This is a genomic window from Asticcacaulis sp. (assembly GCF_035497195.1).
In the GTDB taxonomy this organism is placed as follows: domain Bacteria; phylum Pseudomonadota; class Alphaproteobacteria; order Caulobacterales; family Caulobacteraceae; genus Asticcacaulis.
This window is the reverse complement of the sequence record NZ_DATJDZ010000014.1, coordinates 416,726-433,165: the sequence shown is the minus strand read 5'-3', so window position 1 is coordinate 433,165 and position 16,440 is coordinate 416,726. Positions and strand designations below refer to the sequence as shown.

Below are 16,440 nucleotides of genomic sequence, written 5' to 3'. Positions count from 1 at the left end.
GGTCATTTCCTCTTTTATCAGTCTATCCGGCCCGTGACCTGCTCCAGGTTCACCAGGAAGTTTTGCCAGCCGAGACGGGCGCCGCCAAAGGCCTGTTTCTGGTTCGGCCGGAAGCCCGCCTGCTCCACGCGCAGATGGGTGCCCGTGGCCGTCGGGGTGAGCGTAAATGTCACCACGCTTTTCAGGTTGAAGGCCGCGTCGTCGTGGGCATAGTCCCAGGTGTAGGACAGGGTTTTGTTCGGCTCTATGGCCAGAACCGTGCAGTCGAGCACGCCGCCCCATTCGCCGCGCAAATTGAAACGATGACCCACCTGCGGCTTGAAGTCATTCTTCATCAGCCACTCCTCCATCAGATGCGGCTGGGTCAGCGCCCGCCATAGCCTTTCCGGCGGAAAGGGCATGTCCCGCTCGACAACCACCGAGCGGGTTTCGGTTTCAGCGTCGGTCATTGGTCCATCCGTTTCAGCAGGTTTTCGAGATCGTCAAACCGGCCCTGCCAGAAGGTGTTCATCTGGCGGGTCCAGTCGATTAGCGGCGCAAGAGCATCGAGCTGGGCGCTGTAATGGGTCTGTCGGCCATCGGGGCGGTCGCGCACCAGACCCGCCTGCTTCAGCATGGCTAGATGCTTCGAGACGACCGGCTGCGACACACCGGCGTGGGCGGTCAGGGCGCCGACCGTCTTCTCGCCTTCGCGGCACAACCGCTCGAAAAGAGCGCGCCGTGTCGGGTCGGCGAGCGTTTTGAAAAGGACATCTTGTGCGGTCGGCATTGCAATTCATACCCATTTGGCTATGAATTTACATATAGCTATCGAGCTATGAATAAGTCAAGACAAAAATGGCCCGGCAAGGTTAACGCTCGATTCAGGTCTTCATCATCGAATCTTGACAATTATCCGTTATAAACAGGAGACAGGTTCATAGTTAAAGGATGGGCACAGATCCATCCGAGGATTCGCATCATGCAAAAGGTCGCCGCCGTAAACTGGATTTCTGCCGCCCGCTCCTGCGCCCCGTCGCAATGCGCCGCCGCCTTCGTTTCGGCTATGGCGACGCCGCGCAACCGGGTCAATACGGATACACAGCGCCAACCGCTGTCCCGGTAAGCCGGACGCATAAGGCTTCCCAATCGCGGCAAATCGGGTGTAAGAAATTCCCCTGAACGCAGCAAGGAGCCAGCCGATGGGCCGCATGATCACCCTCAATCGCCCCGATGGCGGCCACCTCGACGCTTATCTCTCCGATATCGACAAGAGCCGGCCTTGCGTCATCGTTATCCAGGAATGGTGGGGCCTGAACGACCATATCAAATCGATCGTCGACCGCTTCGAGTTCGAAGGCTTCAACGCCCTGGCGCCCGATCTCTATCATGGCCGCATCACCAAGGATGCCGACGAGGCCAGTCACATGATGGACGGTCTCGATTTCCCTGGCGCGGTCCATCAGGATATCGCCGCGGCGTTCGACTATCTGAAAAGCATCAATCCGTCGGTCGCTATCATGGGCTTTTGCATGGGCGGCGCCCTGACTATCGGCGCGGCGGCGCGTCTCGAAGGCTTCAAGGCAGCGGTCTGTTTCTACGGCGTACCACCGAAGGCATTCGCCGATCCGGCCGATATCAGTATCCCATTCCAGGGCCATTTCGGCAAGACAGACGACTGGGTAACGCCCGCCGTGGTCGCCGATATCGAGGCCTCGATGACCAGGGCCGGTAATCCGCCGGAAGTCTACAGCTATGATGCCGACCACGCCTTCTTCAACAAGACTCGCCCGGAAGTCTACGTGCCCGAAGCCGCCGAACAGGCCTGGACCCGGATGATGGCCTTTTTGCGCGCGAAACTGTAGACTGCCAAAAAAGGGGGGATTTTCAATGAATGCACGTATCGTGGCCTTTGTCGCCAGCCGGCTTTTCGCTGTTTATTTGCTGGTGACCTATGGCTTGAGCATGACGGTTCAGGCCGTGGGGACGTTTTTGCTCGGACAAGGCGGCGGAATCGCCTATGCAGGCGCCAGTGTGATTATTACCAGTCTATACGTTTTGGCGGCAGCGGGCTTGTGGACCGGCGCAAGCTGGATTGCGCGTCATGTCAGTAAGCCGTTTCCAGAAAAGCTGGAAGCAGACATGTCCTACGAACACTGGCAGGCACTTGTCTTTTTAGCGGTCGGGTTATTTGCTCTTTTCATGACCTGTCAGGTCTTCGCCCAGCTTCTCAAGGCCATGGCCGTGGACGGTTTTTCTTACGACGAGAGTGCCGCCTCGACGATTAAGGGCGGACTCATATATCTGCTGTTTGCCCTGGTGCTGCTCCTGTTGCCGCAAACGCTTGTTCGCGGATTGAATGCGTTGCGCGCCTGGGGAAATAAGCCAATCATCGAGGCAGATGAAGAATGACTCCCGCCACCTTCGCCAAACTGGGCCTGCAGATGTTGTCGGCCTATATGCTGTTCCTGGCCCTGCCCTATAGACTGGCATTCAGCGCTCATGGGCTGTGGTACGTGCTGACGCAACGCAGTACGGACAGCCTTGCGATGACCATTTTCGAGACTGTCTTCTTTTCCAGCCTTTACGCCGTCTGGCTATGGATATGGTTCCGCGCCGAAAGCCTATCACGGCACTTCATTCCTGCGGGAGCAAACGAGGCGATTTCAGGTTATGCCCGTTGGCAATCTCTGGGTCTGATGTTGATCGGCGGCTGTATGGTCGCCATTGCCATCGCCCATATGACCGGCCCTGGTTATTTCTATTCTTTGGATGCCATTGTCGCCATAACCGTTTTCGATCTTGCGGTGGGTTTGGTGTTGATTGTGGGCGCAGGCTCGCTCAAGAGAATATGCCTGCGGCTGATCGGCACGAACTGGCTGGCCGTGCTGATGGCGCAACGCGCGAAGCTTTAAACCCGACCGCAATTGACCTTTTCGGCTTTTGGGATTAGGCCAAACCCCGAAAGGGCCGCCGTTAACCGTGCCCAAAGAGAAGGCAAGTGTTTTGACCGTATTTTACCACGAAGGCGACCTGCCCGACGGACTCGATCTGGGATCGTCCGTCGCCATTGATTCCGAGACCATGGGCCTGCGATTCCGCCGCGATCCGTTGTGCGTGGTGCAACTCTCCGCCGGCGACGGCCACGCCCATGTCGTGCGCATGAGCCGACCCGATTACAACTGTCCGAACCTCAAGCGCCTGCTGACCGATCCGGCCGTGCTCAAGCTGTTCCACTTTGGCCGTTTCGATATCGGCATGTTCGAACTGCACCTCGGCGTCACCACCGCGCCGGTCTACTGCACCAAGATCGCCTCGAAACTGGCGCGCACCTATACCGATCGCCACGGCCTGAAGGATCTGACCCGCGAACTGCTGAGCGTCGATCTGTCCAAGGCGCAGCAAAGTTCCGATTGGGGCCAGGCCACGCTTTCGGCCGAGCAACTGGCCTATGCGGCGTCCGATGTGCTGCATCTGCACGCGCTCAAGGAAAAGCTCGATCTCATGCTTGCCCGTGAAGGCCGCGATCAGTTGGCCAAGGCCGCAATGGAATTTTTACCGCACCGCGTCAAACTCGATTTGGCAGGCTGGGAAGATTGCGATATCTTCGCCCATAGCTGGGCCTAAGCGCCCTTCAATTTAGCCGTTTCTGGCAAGGTGCCGAATGACCCTGACCGAGCTTAACGCGCCGTTGCAGCCTCTGGGCATCGCGGCCCCGATCGACATAGAGGCTGAAGCCGCCGACCGTCGCGTCCGCCTGGCACAGCAGGTGGCGGCGGTGCGCCGGCGTTCGCGTCTGATCCATCTGCTGCGCCGGCTGCTGCCGGGTCTGATCATCGCGCTCGGCCTGTTCAACCTGGGCTGGATCGCCGCCCAGACCATCATCAATTCGATGAATGTCTACAGCGGCAACCTGAACGAAATCCGCTACACCAATCCGCGCTATTTCGGCCAGGGCAGCAACGGCGACCGCTATACGATCAGCGGCCTGGAAGCGGTGCGCAAGGGCATGAACGCCACGACGATCTCGCTCAAGTCGCCCAATATGGAATTCAAGAGCACCGACACCGAAAGCCCGACCAGGGTTTCGGCGGCCAATGGCGTCTTTGACCAGACCACCAACAAGTTCACCCTGACAGGTCATGTGGTGATCGCGGCGGGCGGATCGGATTTCGTGCTCCGGACCGAACTGGCGGTGGTGGACCTCGACAAATCCACCGTCTCCGGTGACAAACACGTTGAAGGAAACGGTTCGGCGGGGCATATAGTGGGGGAATCCTTCCTGGTGTCCGACAATGGCCGCTCACTTGACGTCAAGGGACGCGGCGATACCAAGGCCTGGGCGACGATAAACGAGCAATGACACTTCAAGCGGACCGCTTCTCAAAAGGATAAAGACGGTATGAAAAGGCAGACGGTTGTGACGGCGCTGATCGCGGCCGGGATGGCTGCGGCGGTTTGCGGACTGGCAGGCTTCGGCGTTGCGCAGGCTCAGGTGTCGGGCCAGGGCGGCCCCGTCATGGTTGGCGGCGACTCCATGCACATGGACGAACTGGCCCACACACAAACCATTACCGGCCGGGTCGAGGTAATGCAGGATGACGCCCGCCTGCGTGCCGACAAGGTGGTCATCACCCGCCAGGCCGGACCGAACGGCAAGGGCTTCGGTGAGGTCGTCTCCATTGTCGCCAGCGGCAATGTCTATTACGTCACGCCGGAAAGCACCATGAAGGGCGAACAGGCCGTCTACACCAAGGCGACCGACGATATGGTGCTGACCGGTGATGTGATCCTGACGCAAAACCAGAACGTCACCACCGGCACGCGCCTGGTTTATGACCTGACGCAGAAGACGACCACGTTCGACGCCGGCACCGGCCGCGTCAAGGCGATCATCTATCCGGATAAGAAATAAGCCTTATGCAAGTTTTAGAAGACGTTAATCCCGCTGCTAGCACCGAAGCGGCGTCAAATGCCGGTAATGAAGGCATCGTTGTCGAAGGGATTGGCAAGACCTACAAGGAGCGCGCCGTCGTCAAGAGCGTCAGCCTCAAGCTGGGGCGCGGCGAGGTCGTCGGGCTTCTGGGGCCGAACGGCGCCGGCAAGACCACCTGTTTCTACATGATTACCGGCCTGATCGAAGCCGATTACGGCACGATCAAGCTCGATGGCCAGGACATCACCTATCAGCCGATGTACCAGCGCGCCCGCATGGGACTGGGCTACCTGCCGCAGGAAGCGTCGATCTTTCGCGGCATGTCGGTGGAGCAGAATATCCTCGCCGTTCTCGAACTGAACGAGAAAGACCCGGCCAAGGTCCGCGAGGACGTCAACCGTCTGCTCGAAGAACTGCGCATCACCCATATCCGCCATTCGCCAGCCACCGCGCTTTCGGGCGGTGAGCGCCGCCGGGTCGAAATCGCCCGCGCCCTGGCCGGCAAGCCATCCTTCATGCTGCTCGATGAACCCTTCGCCGGTATCGATCCGCTGGCGATTTCCGATATCCGCGAAGTGGTGATGTACCTGAAAAGCCGCGGCATCGGTATCCTGATCACCGACCACAATGTCCGTGAAACGCTCGATCTGGTCGATCGCGCCTCGATCATCCATTCCGGCGAGGTTCTGTTTGAGGGCACAGCGGACGAGATCACCCACGATCCGGAAGTGAAGCGCGTCTATCTCGGCGAATCCTTCAATTAATTCACGGAATCATTAGGCATAATTTACCGATTACCGCCGCTATTAACCATTCGACAGCACTTGTTAACGCAGAATGGCGAATGATTTTCGCATGGCTCCAGCAAAAATTGCCGGAGGCTAAAGAAATATAGACGATTTTCGCTCAGTATGAGGGAAAGCTTCTAAAGGTCGGTAATGGCGCTCGGTCAAAGGTTAGAACTCAAGCAGGGTCAGGGGCTGGTTATCACCCCTCAGTTGCAGCAGGCGATCAAGCTGCTGCAACTGTCGAATCTTGAGCTTGAGGCGGTCATCGAAACCGAGCTGGAGCGCAATCCGCTGTTGCAGCGCGATGAGGCTGATCCGGTCGGTGAAGCCAACGAATCGAGCGATTCCGACGGCCCGGCCATCGAGGCCGGCGACTCCCGCGAACTCGAACTCGGCGACCGCGACGCCATGGCCGCCAACAGCGAAATGGACGCCTCGACATCCGACGTTTATGGCGACGACGCGCCGGTGGTGCGCGAGCGCGACTCAGTGGTTTCCGACTCGAACGAAGGCCCGATGGTCGACTGGTCCAAGGCGGGCAAGGGCGGCGGCTTCGATGGCGACGAAGACATGGAACGCGCCCTGACGCGCGAAAAAACCCTTACCGAACACCTGACCGACCAGGCCCTGATCGCGCATTTCAGCGCGCCGGAAATGGCCATCGCCCAGGTCCTGATAGATGGCGTTGACGAAGCCGGCTATATGCGGGTGCCGCTGGCCGAAATCGCCGATCGCCTCGGCTGTGAGCTTGAGCTGGTGGAGAAGGTGCTGACCGCCTGCCAGGGCTTCGAGCCGACCGGCATCATGGCGCAAAGCGTACCAGAATGTCTGAAGCTGCAACTGGTCGAGCGCAACCGCTTCGATCCGGCCATGCAGGCGCTGATCGACAATCTCGAACTGCTGGCCCGCCGCGATCTCTCGGCCCTGCGCAAGGTGTGCGGCGTCGATGAGGAAGACCTTAGCGAGATGATCACCGAGCTGAAATCGCTCAATCCGCGCCCTGGGTCGGCCTACGGCGCCGAACCGTCGCAGACCGTGGTGCCCGATGTCTTTGTGCGCCCGGACGCCAATGGCGGCTGGCGCATCGATCTCAATTCCGACACCCTGCCGCGTGTGCTGGTCGATCAGAAATATCACGCCAAGGTGGCGACCTCTGCGCGCTCGGACTCCGAAAAATCCTATCTGAATGAATGCCTTAGTCAAGCTAACTGGCTGATCAAGAGCCTCGATCAGCGCGCCCGCACCATCCTGAAAGTGTCGGCGGAAATCGTCCGCCAGCAGGATGCCTTCTTCGTTTATGGCGTCGAATATCTGCGGCCGCTCAACCTGAAAACCGTGGCCGACGCCGTGGGGATGCACGAATCGACCATTTCGCGCGTCACCTCCAACAAATACGTCGCCACGCCACGTGGGGTCTTCGAGCTGAAGTTCTTCTTCACCTCCTCCATCGCCTCGAACGACGGCACCTCGGCGCATTCGGCCGAAGCGGTGCGTTACAAGATCAAGACCCTGATCGACGGGGAAAAGACCTCCGGCGAAATTCTCTCGGATGACCGCATCGTCGAAATCCTGAAAGAAGCCGGCGTCGATATCGCCCGCCGGACGGTCGCCAAATACAGGGAAGCCCTGCGCATCCCGTCGAGTGTCGAACGCAAGCGCCAGATACGCTGACACGAGGCCGCCTATAAAGTCGCGCATCAGGCGTATCGGCGAGCGGCATAATGACTCCCACACTTGTAAATAATCTATAATAATCAAGGTGAACGGGGGTGGTTTTATGCCGCAGCCTATACACATTTTCTTGACTTCCAAACCCCACAGAGAGGCGTAAGCTTCTCCTGTCCAACAGGACATCATGGCCGCCGGCACCTCCAGGACACGTCCTTGGCCGGCGGTGTAGTTCTTTGTTGTTTAAGAACGGAGCGACATATCGCTATGCAAATTCAAGTCAGTGGAAAACAGGTTGAAGTCGGTGACGCTCTGCGTGAGCGCATCGAGACTCAGTTGGCTCAGGGTATTTCAAAATACTTCGAGCGCGGGGGTGACGCCGAAGTCACCATCTCGAAACAGGGCTACCTTTTCAAGGCGGATTGCTGGATACGCCTGGCGTCAGGACAGACGCTCGTATCCCACGCCTTCGGCGGTGACGCCCACTCGGCCTTTGACGGTACGCTCGACAATATGGAAAAGCGGGTCCGCCGCTATAAACGCCGGCTCAAGCAGCATCACAATGGTACGCCGGTCAAGGAAGAGACGGCGAACGTGACTGTGCTGCGCGCCTATGACGGCGAGGATGACAGCGACAGTGATCTGGATGACGGCATGGATCACACCTCACCGCCGCATTCGATGATCATCGCCGAAACCGAAACTGCCTTGCGCACCATGACGGTCTCGACCGCCGTGGCCGAAATGGAGCTGTCCAACTATCCGGCGATCATGTTCCGTAACGCGGCACATGGCGGCCTGTCGGTTATCTATCGCCGGCCGGACGGCAATATCGGCTGGATCGATCCGGAACGCACCCGCGCCAAGGTGACCACTCAGTAAACCAGCTATCCGGCAGACGGACGAGATGCGGCCCGGAAGGCCTGCCCATATGAGTGGGTTGACCTTCCGGACCCGCTTCTCTATGGAGGCGTGCGCCGCGCCCCCGCCGCTTACGAGACCCGATGGGTCAGGCCTCAGGGGGAAGCCACAATGACGATAACGGATACGCTATGTTTTTAACCACCCTGCTGGACCGGCACGCCATTCTCGGCAATGTCAGTGTCAATTCCAAGCGTCAGGCCCTGCAAATGGTAGCTGACGTGGCGGCGCGCCAGTTGGGTCTGGAAGCGTCCGATGTGCATCAGGCCTTGCTGGAACGCGAAAAACTTGGTTCAACAGGCGTCGGCATGGGCGTGGCGGTGCCGCACGCCGCCCTGCCCGGCCTTGATCGGATGCATGGCATCTTTGTGCGCCTGGATGCCCCGGTCGATTACGATTCCATCGACGATATGCCGGTTGACCTGATCTTCGCCTTGCTCGCGCCGGAAAGCGCCGGCACCGAGCATCTGCGCGCCCTGGCCAAGGTGTCGCGTCTGCTGCGCCAAAAAGACCTGCGTGAACAGTTGCGCCTGATCGACAAGCCGGATGCGCTCTATGCCATCCTCACCAACATGGCGGACACAAACGCCGCTTAATCGTTATTTGCGCAGCAAATGACGATTAAGCTTTCTTAGTAAGAAATACCTCGCAAAGGCTCAGGCGGACGTTACGCCGGTTATCCGGTCGCCCTTGCCAAATCTCATGAAGAGATTTGAAATTTATTACCCTACCACTTCAATCGGAATGATCCTGACCTCATCGCTTGGCTTTGGCCGGATGAGGTCGATATGCAGCAGGCCATAGGCCAGGCTGGCTTTGGTAATTTCCAGCCCCTCGCTCAGCACGAAGGCGCGGTTGAATCCCCGAAGCCCAATGCCGCGATGCAGATAATCCCGCTCAACCGGCTCTCCGGCACGGTCACGGGCGGCGAAGACGGTCAGATGAGCGCCGCGCACCTCGATACGCAACTGATCGACGGTGAAACCCGCCACGGCGATGCTGATGCGGATATGGTCAGCACTCAGGGATTCAACATTATAGGGCGGATAATTGTCATGGCTGCGACCGATGCGCTCGATCAGCAAACGCATATCGTCAAAACCCAGCAAATACGGGCTGTCAAAAACCACGGTCCGCGTCATCAGCACCCTCACGTTTATAAAAACGATATGGGCGCTCTAACCTTGCGATTCAAGGAAGTCGGTGATCGCTATCCGCGCCTGCGGTTCGGTCAGCAGGGGCGCGTGACCGACCCGATCGATGTCGACCCGCGTCACGTCCTTTGATGTCACCATCTTCTTCGCCTCGGCGGCGTCGAGCACATCCGACAGGACGCCGCGAATGAGCAAAATCTTTCGGCCATGCGCCAGGCTGGCATAGCAGGGCGCCAGGTCATAGGCCGCCGAACCGACCGTCAGGGACTTGAAAGCATCGGTAATGCGCGGATCGTATGCCAGGTGCAAATTACCATCGCGGCCCTTTTTAAACACCCGCCGGGCGAATTTCAGCCAGTCCGCCGGGGTATTGTCAGGGAAAACCAGCCGATATTGCTCGGCGATAAAGGCGCTGGCGTCCTGCCAGTTACGCATGGCCCGGCGCTGCATGGCGGCAAGCGCCGAAATGCGCGCCTGTCCCTTTGGGGCAAGCGTAGGACCGATATCATTCAGTATGGCCGATTTGATCAGGTTGGGCCGCAGGGTGGACAGCACCATGGCCACCAGTCCGCCCATCGAATTGCCGATCAGAATCGCCTGCCCGATACCTAAGGCGTCACACAGGTCAAGGACGTCCTTGGCGTAGGTCCACAGGTGATAGTTCATGGCGTCGGGATCGTTTTCCGACAGGCCGCGACCGCGGAAATCCGGCACGATGACGCGGCGGTCGAGCGCGGCGATCCAGGGCGCGACCTCCTCAAAATCGTTGGAATTGCGTGTCAGGCCATGCAGGCAGATAACCGGCAACCGCACCCGGCCGGCAGCGGCGGGATAATCGCGGGCGTACATCCGCAGACCGTCATCGGTCATCCACCAGCGATCATGATAGATGGGAGATTTTTTCAGCACGCCGGAAATCGACGGTCCAAGATCCGGCATGGCGTCATGCGCGCGAGTGAAGTCCTGAAGCCTGTCTTTGAGATTGATCAATCTGCCCGCCCGAATTTTTCTGGGTACGCTGTCGTTAAACCTTAACACCACTTCACTCTTCAATCATGAAGAAAATGCAAACGCCCTGACAGCGCTTTCGCCTCTTGCTTGCTTTTCGCCGCATTTGCGACTATCTAGCGGTCGAGCCTGCAGGACGGCTCGGCCCCGCGAAAGACGTTTGCGTCATCCTGTTGCAAGAGACTTGCTATACATAATCTGCTCTTTTGTGGCTTTTCGGGTTGGGGAAAAGGCCTTTGTACAAAGGAGATTTCCCATGCCGAATGCGCATGATTCCAAATCCATCGACACCTATAAACGTGACGCCGCCCGGTTGCTGAAAGCCATGCGATCAGATGACGAACTGGCCCACGCCACCGCCATGCAGCGCTTTGCCCGGCTGGTGAGCCTGGTCAGGCCTGAACAGATGCAACTCAAACACGCCCTGGCCGTGGTCGCTATGGAGGCCGGCTTTCCGTCATGGACGGCGCTCAAACAGGCGCGTGAAGGTCTCGATTTTTCCGAATTTTTCGCCGCCCCCGGCCTCAAGGATTCGATCAATCACTGGTTCGCCAGTTACGATGATGCCAAGGCGCACCAGCTTGCCCACGGCGGGGTGCTCCTGCCTTACCGGCATCAATGCTTCGTGACCTCGCTCGAAATCCTGCCGCGCCTCGGTTACGAAATGGATGACCTGGACTGGCAGGATATCGGCCATGATTTCGTCAGGCCGGTATCACAGGTGGCGACGGATCGAATCCGGATGAAGCTTACGCGCCGGTTTGCCGCGCAGTGACGAAGCCAGGCCGTCCGCCAGTCGGGCGGCCTTTTAGCGCCGCATGATCAGGTTGTGCATCCGGCGCGGGGTGGCGCCCGAAACCTGACCAGGCACACGGTTCAGCTTGATCAGGCCTTCGGGTTCGCCCCACAGGTCGTAGGCGTCGGCCTTGGTAACTTTCGCCTTGACCAGATCGCCGGCTTTCAGGCCATTAAAGCCTTTCAGGAAGATATGGCCATCGATCTCCGGCGCATCGCCCTTGGTGCGGGCGATAGCCGTGCCGTCATTGCGGATGTCATCGACCAGACAGTCCTCGATACGGCCCACCTTCGCCTGCAGCTTTTGCGCCGAAATGCGCGAGGCGACCGCCATGAAGCGCGCCAAGCGGTCCTGCTTGACCTCTTCGGGCACATGATCCGGCAGCAGCTTGGCAGCCGCGCCCTCGACGTTTTCATAGGCGAAGGCGCCGACGCGATCGATCTGCGCCGCTTCCAGCCAGTCGAGCAAGAAGTTGAAATCGGCCTCGGTTTCGCCAGGGAAACCGACGACGAAGGTCGAGCGCAGGGTCAGGTCGGGGCAGATTTCGCGCCAGGAGAGGATGCGGTCAAGCGTCTTTTCCTGATTGCCGGGGCGCTTCATCGCCTTCAGGATTTTCGGCGAGGCGTGCTGGAAGGGGATATCGAGATAGGGCAGGATCTTGCCTTCTGCCATCAACGGAATGACCGAATTGACGTGCGGATAGGGGTAGACATAGTGCATCCGCACCCAGATGCCGAGTTCGCCAAGCCCGCGTGACAGGTCCTCGAACGAGGCGTTCCAGTTCTGGCCGCGCCATTCGGATTGAGCATAACGGATATCAAGCCCGTAGGCCGAGGTGTCCTGCGAGACGACCAGCAGTTCCTTGACGCCCGACTTGGCGAGGATTTCGGCTTCGCGCAATACGTCAGCGACCGGGCGAGAGGCGAGATCGCCACGCAGAGACGGAATGATGCAGAAGGAACAGCGGTGATCGCAGCCTTCGGAAATCTTGAGATAGGCATAGTGCTTCGGCGTCAGGCGCACACCGGCGGAATCTTCCGGCACCAGCGGGCGAAACGGATCAGGCTTCGGCGGCACCACATTATGCACGGCATCCATCACGGCGTCATACTGGTGCGCCCCGGTGACAGCCGCCACATTGGGGAAGCGGGCGCGGATCATCGCTTCTTCACCGCCCATGCAGCCTGTGACGATGACCTTGCCATTTTCCGCCAGGGCCTCGCCAATGGCGTTCAGGCTTTCTTCCTTGGCGGAATCGAGGAAGCCGCAGGTATTGACCACGATGACGTCGGCGCCGGCGTAGGAGGCCGAGGTGTCGTAACCCTCGCCCTTGAGGCGCGTCAGGATACGCTCGGAATCGACCAGCGCCTTGGGGCAGCCGAGAGAGACAAAGCCGACCTTGGGCTGGGCCTCCGATTTCAAAACGGCGTCACTCATACAGATAAAACTTGCTTTTTCGGGGGGGAATGGGGATTAAGCCTCCCATACAGAATTATCGCGCGCGTTGAAAGTTTATTCCTCAACCGCGCCCGTAACAGGAACATCTCATGCTGCTTTTTGCCGACACCGCCGACACGAAAGTCCTTGCCGAACTGATGGAAACCGGCCTGATAGACGGCGTTACCACCAACCCGACCATCATCGCCAAGTCCGGCCGCAACATGTTTGAGGTCATCAAGGAAATCTGCGATATCTGCGAAGGCCCGATTTCGGCCGAGGTCGCCGCCACCGACGCCGCCACCATGATCAAGGAAGGCGAAAAGCTGGCCAAGATCGCCACCAATGTCGTCATCAAGGTGCCGCTGACCATTGACGGCCTGAAAGCCACCAAGGAATTCTCGGCGCAGGGCCTGATGACCAATGTCACGCTTTGCTTCTCGGTGTCGCAGGCCCTGCTGGCCGCCAAGGCCGGCGCCACCTTCGTGTCGCCGTTCGTTGGCCGTCTCGATGATGTCGGCGCTGACGGCATGGAACTGATCCATAACATTCGCACCCTCTATGACAATTATGAGTTCGACACCGAGATCCTGGCGGCGAGCCTGCGCCACCCCGGCCATGTCGCCGAGGCCGCCCTGGCCGGCGCCGATTGCGCCACCCTGCCGCCGCAAACCTTCCGCGACATGTTCAAGCATCCGCTGACCGACAAGGGTCTGGAAACCTTCCTGGCAGACTGGGCAAAAACGGGCCAGTCGATCCTCTAAGGCTGTAAAAGCTTCAATTTAAAAGGCCCCCGCCGGCAACGACGGGGGCCTTTTTGCGTCCGCTTGCCAAGTCCGGCCTTTGCGATACAGTGTTATCTATCATTTGGGGGAATGTAGATGTCCGAGACAGAGTTCGAAGCGCCCCGCCGGCTGGAAATCATCGACCTGCTGCGCGGCCTGGTCATTATCCTTATGGTGCTGGATCATACCCGCGACTATTTCAACAAGGATGCGCTGGCTTTCGATCCGCTCGATCTTGCAAAGACAACGCCGGTTTTCTTCTTTACCCGCTGGATCACTCACCTGTGCGCCCCGACCTTTGTTTTTCTGGCCGGAGTCTCGATCTTTTTGCAGCAGGCGCGTGGCAAGACGGCGTGGCGGCTGTCCGGTTACCTGCTGACGCGTGGACTGTGGCTGGTCGCACTCGAAGTGACGCTGATCAGCTTCGGCTTCAATTTCGAATATCCGTACTTTTTCCTGCAAATCATCTTCGCCCTCGGCGTGGGGATGATCCTGATGTCGGTGCTGCACTGGCTGCCTGGGCGGTCGGTGCTGATCATCGGTATCGTGTTGATCGCCGGGCATGGCCTGCTGGGCGGCATAAGGGCGGAAACCTTGCAGGGCACGGACCAGATCATCTGGCGGTTGGCTATGGAGCCGGGGGGCCTAAGCATATTACCCGGCATGGTCGTCTATCCGGTCATCCCATGGTTCGGTATCCTGTGCCTGGGCTATGGCCTGGGGCCGGTCTTCCGCATGGAGGAACTGGCGCGGCGACGGGCGATCACCCTGCTGGCAGCCGGCTTTCTGGGGTTGTTTTTCATTCTGCGCCTGTCGAATCTGTACGGCGATCCGAACGCCTGGGAATGGCAGAAAAATCCCGGCCTGATGGTGCTGGATATGCTCAATGTGGCGAAATATCCACCCTCGCTCGACTATACGCTGGTGACCCTGGGCCTCGCTTTTTGCCTGGCCCTGACCCTGACGCACCTGCCGCGCTTTTTGCAATCGCCGCTGCTGGCCTTTGGCCAGACACCCTTCCTTACCTATCTGCTCCATATCTATATCGTGCATGTCGGGGCGATATTGCTCGGCATGGCGCAGGGCATACCACCGGCGCATTTCACCAACTTTCTTGGTAATCCGGGGCAACTGGCGCAGGACGGTTGGGGAATCGGCCTGTTGGCGACCTATGGCGTCTGGCTGGCGATCTTGTGCCTGCTTTATCCAATCTCGCGGATGTACGCCCGATACCGGCTGAAAAACCGTCAATGGTGGCTGAGTTATCTTTAATCGAATGGGCGCAGGGACTTGTCCCTGCGGCTTTACCCTTTAATGGCCTCGATAATGGAATTGACCACAGACTTGACCTGATCGGCATCATCGCCCTCGGCCATGACGCGAATCAGCGGTTCGGTGCCGGAAGGCCGGACCAGCACCCGGCCGGTGCCTTTCAGGGTTTCCTCACCGGCGCGGATCGCCTGCTTGACGTCTTCGCGCTCCGTCGGATTGGTGCCGGAATATTTTATGTTCTTCAGCAGTTGCGGCACCGTATCGAACTGCTTGCCCAGTTCGCTCATCGGCTTTTGCTGCTCGACCAGCACAGCCAGAACCTGCAGGGCCGCCATCAGGCCGTCGCCGGTGGTGGCGTGATCATGCAGGATGACGTGACCGGATTGCTCGCCACCGAGATTAAAGCCGCCTTCGCGCATCTTTTCCATGACGTAGCGGTCGCCGACCTTGGCGCGTTCCAGCTTGAGGCCCTGCTTTTCCATGAAGCGCTCAAGGCCGAGATTCGACATCACCGTGGCGACGAGGCCGCCGCCTTTCAACAGGCCTTTCTTGCCCCAGTTACCGGCGATAATGGCCATGATCTGATCGCCATCGACGATGACGCCATTTTCGTCGCAGATGATCATGCGGTCGGCGTCACCATCGAGCGCGATGCCGATATCGGCGCGAAGTTCCTTGACCTTCTGCGCCATCGCCGCCGGCTGGGTCGAGCCGCATTTCTCATTGATATTGAGGCCGTCGGGCGTGACGCCGATCGGGAAAACCTCGGCGCCCAGTTCATAAAGCGCCAGCGGGGCCACCTTGTAGGCGGCGCCATTGGCGCAATCAAGCACGATGCGCAGGCCATTGAGCGTCAGGTGACGCGGGAAGGTGGCCTTGGCGATTTCGACATAGCGCCATTGGGCGTCATCGACGCGAGCCACGCGACCGAGCTTGGCGGGATCGGCCACGCCGGAGAGGATATTGCCGTCCATGCGGGCTTCGATAGCCAGTTCGACCTCATCGGAGAGCTTGTAGCCATCGGGGCCAAACAGCTTGATGCCGTTATCAGCGAAGGCGTTATGCGAGGCCGAGATCATGACGCCGAGATCGGCCCGCATCGAACGGGTCATCATGGCTACGCCCGGCGTTGGCAGGGGGCCGAACAGGCGCACATCCATCCCTACCGAGGTGAAGCCGGCCACCAGGGCCGGTTCGATCATATAGCCCGACAGGCGGGTATCCTTGCCGATGACCACCAGGTGGCGGCGGTCAGTTTCCGACATGAACATCTTGCCGGCGGCCATGCCGACCCGGTAAGCGACCTCGGCGGTCATCGGGAAGGTATTGGCCTGACCGCGGATGCCGTCGGTGCCGAAATATTTGCGGGTCTGGGTCATGGCGGACATATGGGTGGCCATCTCTTCGTTACGGTTGCGGATAGGGTTATAGCCGTAAAGCGACATGGCCTGACGGTAATCGGCGATCTTTTGCGTGAGCAGCGAGATGAAGGCGGCTTCGAGCTTGTCGACCGTTTCCGGGCGCGGCGCCTTGGTGGAGCCATTCATGGCGCGGAAAATACTGCTCTGGGCGATGGAGGCGGCTTCGGCCACGTCCTTGATCGAAATGCCTGAGGCATTGACCGCGGCTTGCAGTTTTTCCCACTTGTTCTCGCTCATATCAGGCTTCCTTACACACGACCTAACGCTCATAAGCT

General features: G+C 59.2%; 20 protein-coding genes. 14 read left to right on the top strand and 6 right to left on the bottom strand.

Annotation, left to right across the window (positions count from 1 at the left end):
- Nucleotides 1-17 precede the first annotated feature (17 nt).
- Nucleotides 18-449: an SRPBCC domain-containing protein gene (locus VL130_RS06130; RefSeq protein WP_325361858.1), complete on the bottom strand. Its 432-nt coding sequence runs from the start codon at nt 447-449 to the stop codon at nt 18-20.
- A complete protein-coding gene (locus VL130_RS06125) occupies nt 446-769 on the bottom strand; it encodes a metalloregulator ArsR/SmtB family transcription factor (RefSeq protein WP_325361857.1) in 324 nt (107 codons plus the stop codon). Before VL130_RS06125 ends, VL130_RS06130 begins: the two co-directional genes overlap by 4 nt.
- Before the next feature lie 192 nt (nt 770-961).
- Here VL130_RS06125 and VL130_RS06120 point away from each other — a divergent pair, with 192 nt between their 5' ends.
- From VL130_RS06120 to ptsN, 11 genes are all read left to right on the top strand, one after another.
- Nucleotides 962-1,105: a hypothetical protein gene (locus VL130_RS06120; RefSeq protein WP_325361856.1), complete on the top strand. Its 144-nt coding sequence runs from the start codon at nt 962-964 to the stop codon at nt 1,103-1,105.
- A gap of 76 nt (nt 1,106-1,181) precedes the next feature.
- Nucleotides 1,182-1,844, top strand: a complete 663-nt coding sequence (locus tag VL130_RS06115) for a dienelactone hydrolase family protein (protein ID WP_325361855.1) — start codon at nt 1,182-1,184, stop codon at nt 1,842-1,844.
- A gap of 25 nt (nt 1,845-1,869) precedes the next feature.
- Nucleotides 1,870-2,391: a hypothetical protein gene (locus tag VL130_RS06110; protein ID WP_325361854.1), complete on the top strand. Its 522-nt coding sequence runs from the start codon at nt 1,870-1,872 to the stop codon at nt 2,389-2,391.
- A complete protein-coding gene (locus VL130_RS06105) occupies nt 2,388-2,894 on the top strand; it encodes a hypothetical protein (RefSeq protein WP_325361852.1) in 507 nt (168 codons plus the stop codon). Before VL130_RS06110 ends, VL130_RS06105 begins: the two co-directional genes overlap by 4 nt.
- A gap of 91 nt (nt 2,895-2,985) precedes the next feature.
- Nucleotides 2,986-3,606: a ribonuclease D gene (locus VL130_RS06100; RefSeq protein WP_325361851.1), complete on the top strand. Its 621-nt coding sequence runs from the start codon at nt 2,986-2,988 to the stop codon at nt 3,604-3,606.
- A gap of 37 nt (nt 3,607-3,643) precedes the next feature.
- The gene (gene lptC / locus VL130_RS06095; RefSeq protein ID WP_325361850.1) at nt 3,644-4,342 is read left to right on the top strand and encodes an LPS export ABC transporter periplasmic protein LptC; all 699 of its coding nucleotides are present in this window, start codon (nt 3,644-3,646) and stop codon (nt 4,340-4,342) included.
- A gap of 39 nt (nt 4,343-4,381) precedes the next feature.
- A complete protein-coding gene (lptA, locus tag VL130_RS06090; RefSeq protein WP_325361849.1) occupies nt 4,382-4,894 on the top strand; it encodes a lipopolysaccharide transport periplasmic protein LptA in 513 nt (170 codons plus the stop codon).
- A gap of 5 nt (nt 4,895-4,899) precedes the next feature.
- A complete protein-coding gene (lptB, locus tag VL130_RS06085; RefSeq protein WP_325361848.1) occupies nt 4,900-5,679 on the top strand; it encodes an LPS export ABC transporter ATP-binding protein in 780 nt (259 codons plus the stop codon).
- Between the two features lie 174 nt (nt 5,680-5,853).
- Complete coding sequence (gene rpoN, locus VL130_RS06080; RefSeq protein ID WP_325361847.1) at nt 5,854-7,374, top strand: RNA polymerase factor sigma-54; 1,521 nt, start codon at nt 5,854-5,856, stop codon at nt 7,372-7,374.
- A gap of 264 nt (nt 7,375-7,638) precedes the next feature.
- Nucleotides 7,639-8,253 carry a ribosome hibernation-promoting factor, HPF/YfiA family gene (gene hpf / locus VL130_RS06075; protein ID WP_325361846.1) on the top strand — a complete coding sequence of 205 codons (615 nt, stop codon included), beginning with the start codon at nt 7,639-7,641 and terminating at the stop codon, nt 8,251-8,253.
- A gap of 170 nt (nt 8,254-8,423) precedes the next feature.
- Complete coding sequence (gene ptsN, locus VL130_RS06070; protein ID WP_325361845.1) at nt 8,424-8,888, top strand: PTS IIA-like nitrogen regulatory protein PtsN; 465 nt, start codon at nt 8,424-8,426, stop codon at nt 8,886-8,888.
- Between the two features lie 126 nt (nt 8,889-9,014).
- Here ptsN and VL130_RS06065 read toward each other — a convergent pair whose 3' ends face one another.
- Together VL130_RS06065 and VL130_RS06060 are read right to left on the bottom strand one after the other, a co-directional pair.
- Complete coding sequence (locus VL130_RS06065) at nt 9,015-9,434, bottom strand: Hsp20 family protein (protein ID WP_325361844.1); 420 nt, start codon at nt 9,432-9,434, stop codon at nt 9,015-9,017.
- Nucleotides 9,435-9,470: 36 nt separating this feature from the next.
- Nucleotides 9,471-10,436, bottom strand: coding sequence for an alpha/beta hydrolase (locus tag VL130_RS06060; protein WP_325361843.1), 966 nt, complete (start codon nt 10,434-10,436; stop codon nt 9,471-9,473).
- Between the two features lie 274 nt (nt 10,437-10,710).
- Between VL130_RS06060 and VL130_RS06055 the strand changes: the two genes are divergently transcribed.
- Entirely contained in the window at nt 10,711-11,229 is a 519-nt protein-coding gene (locus tag VL130_RS06055; protein ID WP_325361842.1) for a hypothetical protein, read from the top strand.
- A 33-nt stretch (nt 11,230-11,262) separates the two neighbouring features.
- On the opposite strand, the gene rimO is transcribed toward VL130_RS06055, so the two are convergent.
- Nucleotides 11,263-12,687: a 30S ribosomal protein S12 methylthiotransferase RimO gene (rimO, locus tag VL130_RS06050; RefSeq protein WP_414636223.1), complete on the bottom strand. Its 1,425-nt coding sequence runs from the start codon at nt 12,685-12,687 to the stop codon at nt 11,263-11,265.
- A 110-nt stretch (nt 12,688-12,797) separates the two neighbouring features.
- Here rimO and fsa point away from each other — a divergent pair, with 110 nt between their 5' ends.
- Both fsa and VL130_RS06040 read left to right on the top strand, forming a co-directional pair.
- Entirely contained in the window at nt 12,798-13,451 is a 654-nt protein-coding gene (gene fsa / locus VL130_RS06045; RefSeq protein ID WP_325361841.1) for a fructose-6-phosphate aldolase, read from the top strand.
- Nucleotides 13,452-13,568: 117 nt separating this feature from the next.
- Complete coding sequence (locus tag VL130_RS06040; RefSeq protein ID WP_325361840.1) at nt 13,569-14,744, top strand: DUF1624 domain-containing protein; 1,176 nt, start codon at nt 13,569-13,571, stop codon at nt 14,742-14,744.
- Between the two features lie 32 nt (nt 14,745-14,776).
- Here the strand turns inward: VL130_RS06040 and glmM are convergent, their stop codons facing one another.
- Complete coding sequence (gene glmM, locus VL130_RS06035) at nt 14,777-16,402, bottom strand: phosphoglucosamine mutase (protein WP_325361839.1); 1,626 nt, start codon at nt 16,400-16,402, stop codon at nt 14,777-14,779.
- Nucleotides 16,403-16,440: the final 38 nt, after the last annotated feature.

Bases quoted from the DNA above. Each gene is read 5' to 3' on its own strand.
- VL130_RS06130 (WP_325361858.1), bottom strand. From the start codon at position 449: ATGACCGACGCTGAAACCGAAACCCGCTCGGTGGTTGTCGAGCGGGAC.
- VL130_RS06125 (WP_325361857.1), bottom strand. From the start codon at position 769: ATGCCGACCGCACAAGATGTCCTTTTCAAAACGCTCGCCGACCCGACA.
- VL130_RS06120 (WP_325361856.1), top strand. From the start codon at position 962: ATGCAAAAGGTCGCCGCCGTAAACTGGATTTCTGCCGCCCGCTCCTGC.
- VL130_RS06115 (WP_325361855.1), top strand. From the start codon at position 1,182: ATGGGCCGCATGATCACCCTCAATCGCCCCGATGGCGGCCACCTCGAC.
- VL130_RS06110 (WP_325361854.1), top strand. From the start codon at position 1,870: ATGAATGCACGTATCGTGGCCTTTGTCGCCAGCCGGCTTTTCGCTGTT.
- VL130_RS06105 (WP_325361852.1), top strand. From the start codon at position 2,388: ATGACTCCCGCCACCTTCGCCAAACTGGGCCTGCAGATGTTGTCGGCC.
- lptC (WP_325361850.1), top strand. From the start codon at position 3,644: ATGACCCTGACCGAGCTTAACGCGCCGTTGCAGCCTCTGGGCATCGCG.
- lptA (WP_325361849.1), top strand. From the start codon at position 4,382: ATGAAAAGGCAGACGGTTGTGACGGCGCTGATCGCGGCCGGGATGGCT.
- lptB (WP_325361848.1), top strand. From the start codon at position 4,900: ATGCAAGTTTTAGAAGACGTTAATCCCGCTGCTAGCACCGAAGCGGCG.
- rpoN (WP_325361847.1), top strand. From the start codon at position 5,854: ATGGCGCTCGGTCAAAGGTTAGAACTCAAGCAGGGTCAGGGGCTGGTT.
- hpf (WP_325361846.1), top strand. From the start codon at position 7,639: ATGCAAATTCAAGTCAGTGGAAAACAGGTTGAAGTCGGTGACGCTCTG.
- ptsN (WP_325361845.1), top strand. From the start codon at position 8,424: ATGTTTTTAACCACCCTGCTGGACCGGCACGCCATTCTCGGCAATGTC.
- VL130_RS06065 (WP_325361844.1), bottom strand. From the start codon at position 9,434: ATGACGCGGACCGTGGTTTTTGACAGCCCGTATTTGCTGGGTTTTGAC.
- VL130_RS06055 (WP_325361842.1), top strand. From the start codon at position 10,711: ATGCCGAATGCGCATGATTCCAAATCCATCGACACCTATAAACGTGAC.
- rimO (WP_414636223.1), bottom strand. From the start codon at position 12,687: ATGAGTGACGCCGTTTTGAAATCGGAGGCCCAGCCCAAGGTCGGCTTT.
- fsa (WP_325361841.1), top strand. From the start codon at position 12,798: ATGCTGCTTTTTGCCGACACCGCCGACACGAAAGTCCTTGCCGAACTG.
- VL130_RS06040 (WP_325361840.1), top strand. From the start codon at position 13,569: ATGTCCGAGACAGAGTTCGAAGCGCCCCGCCGGCTGGAAATCATCGAC.
- glmM (WP_325361839.1), bottom strand. From the start codon at position 16,402: ATGAGCGAGAACAAGTGGGAAAAACTGCAAGCCGCGGTCAATGCCTCA.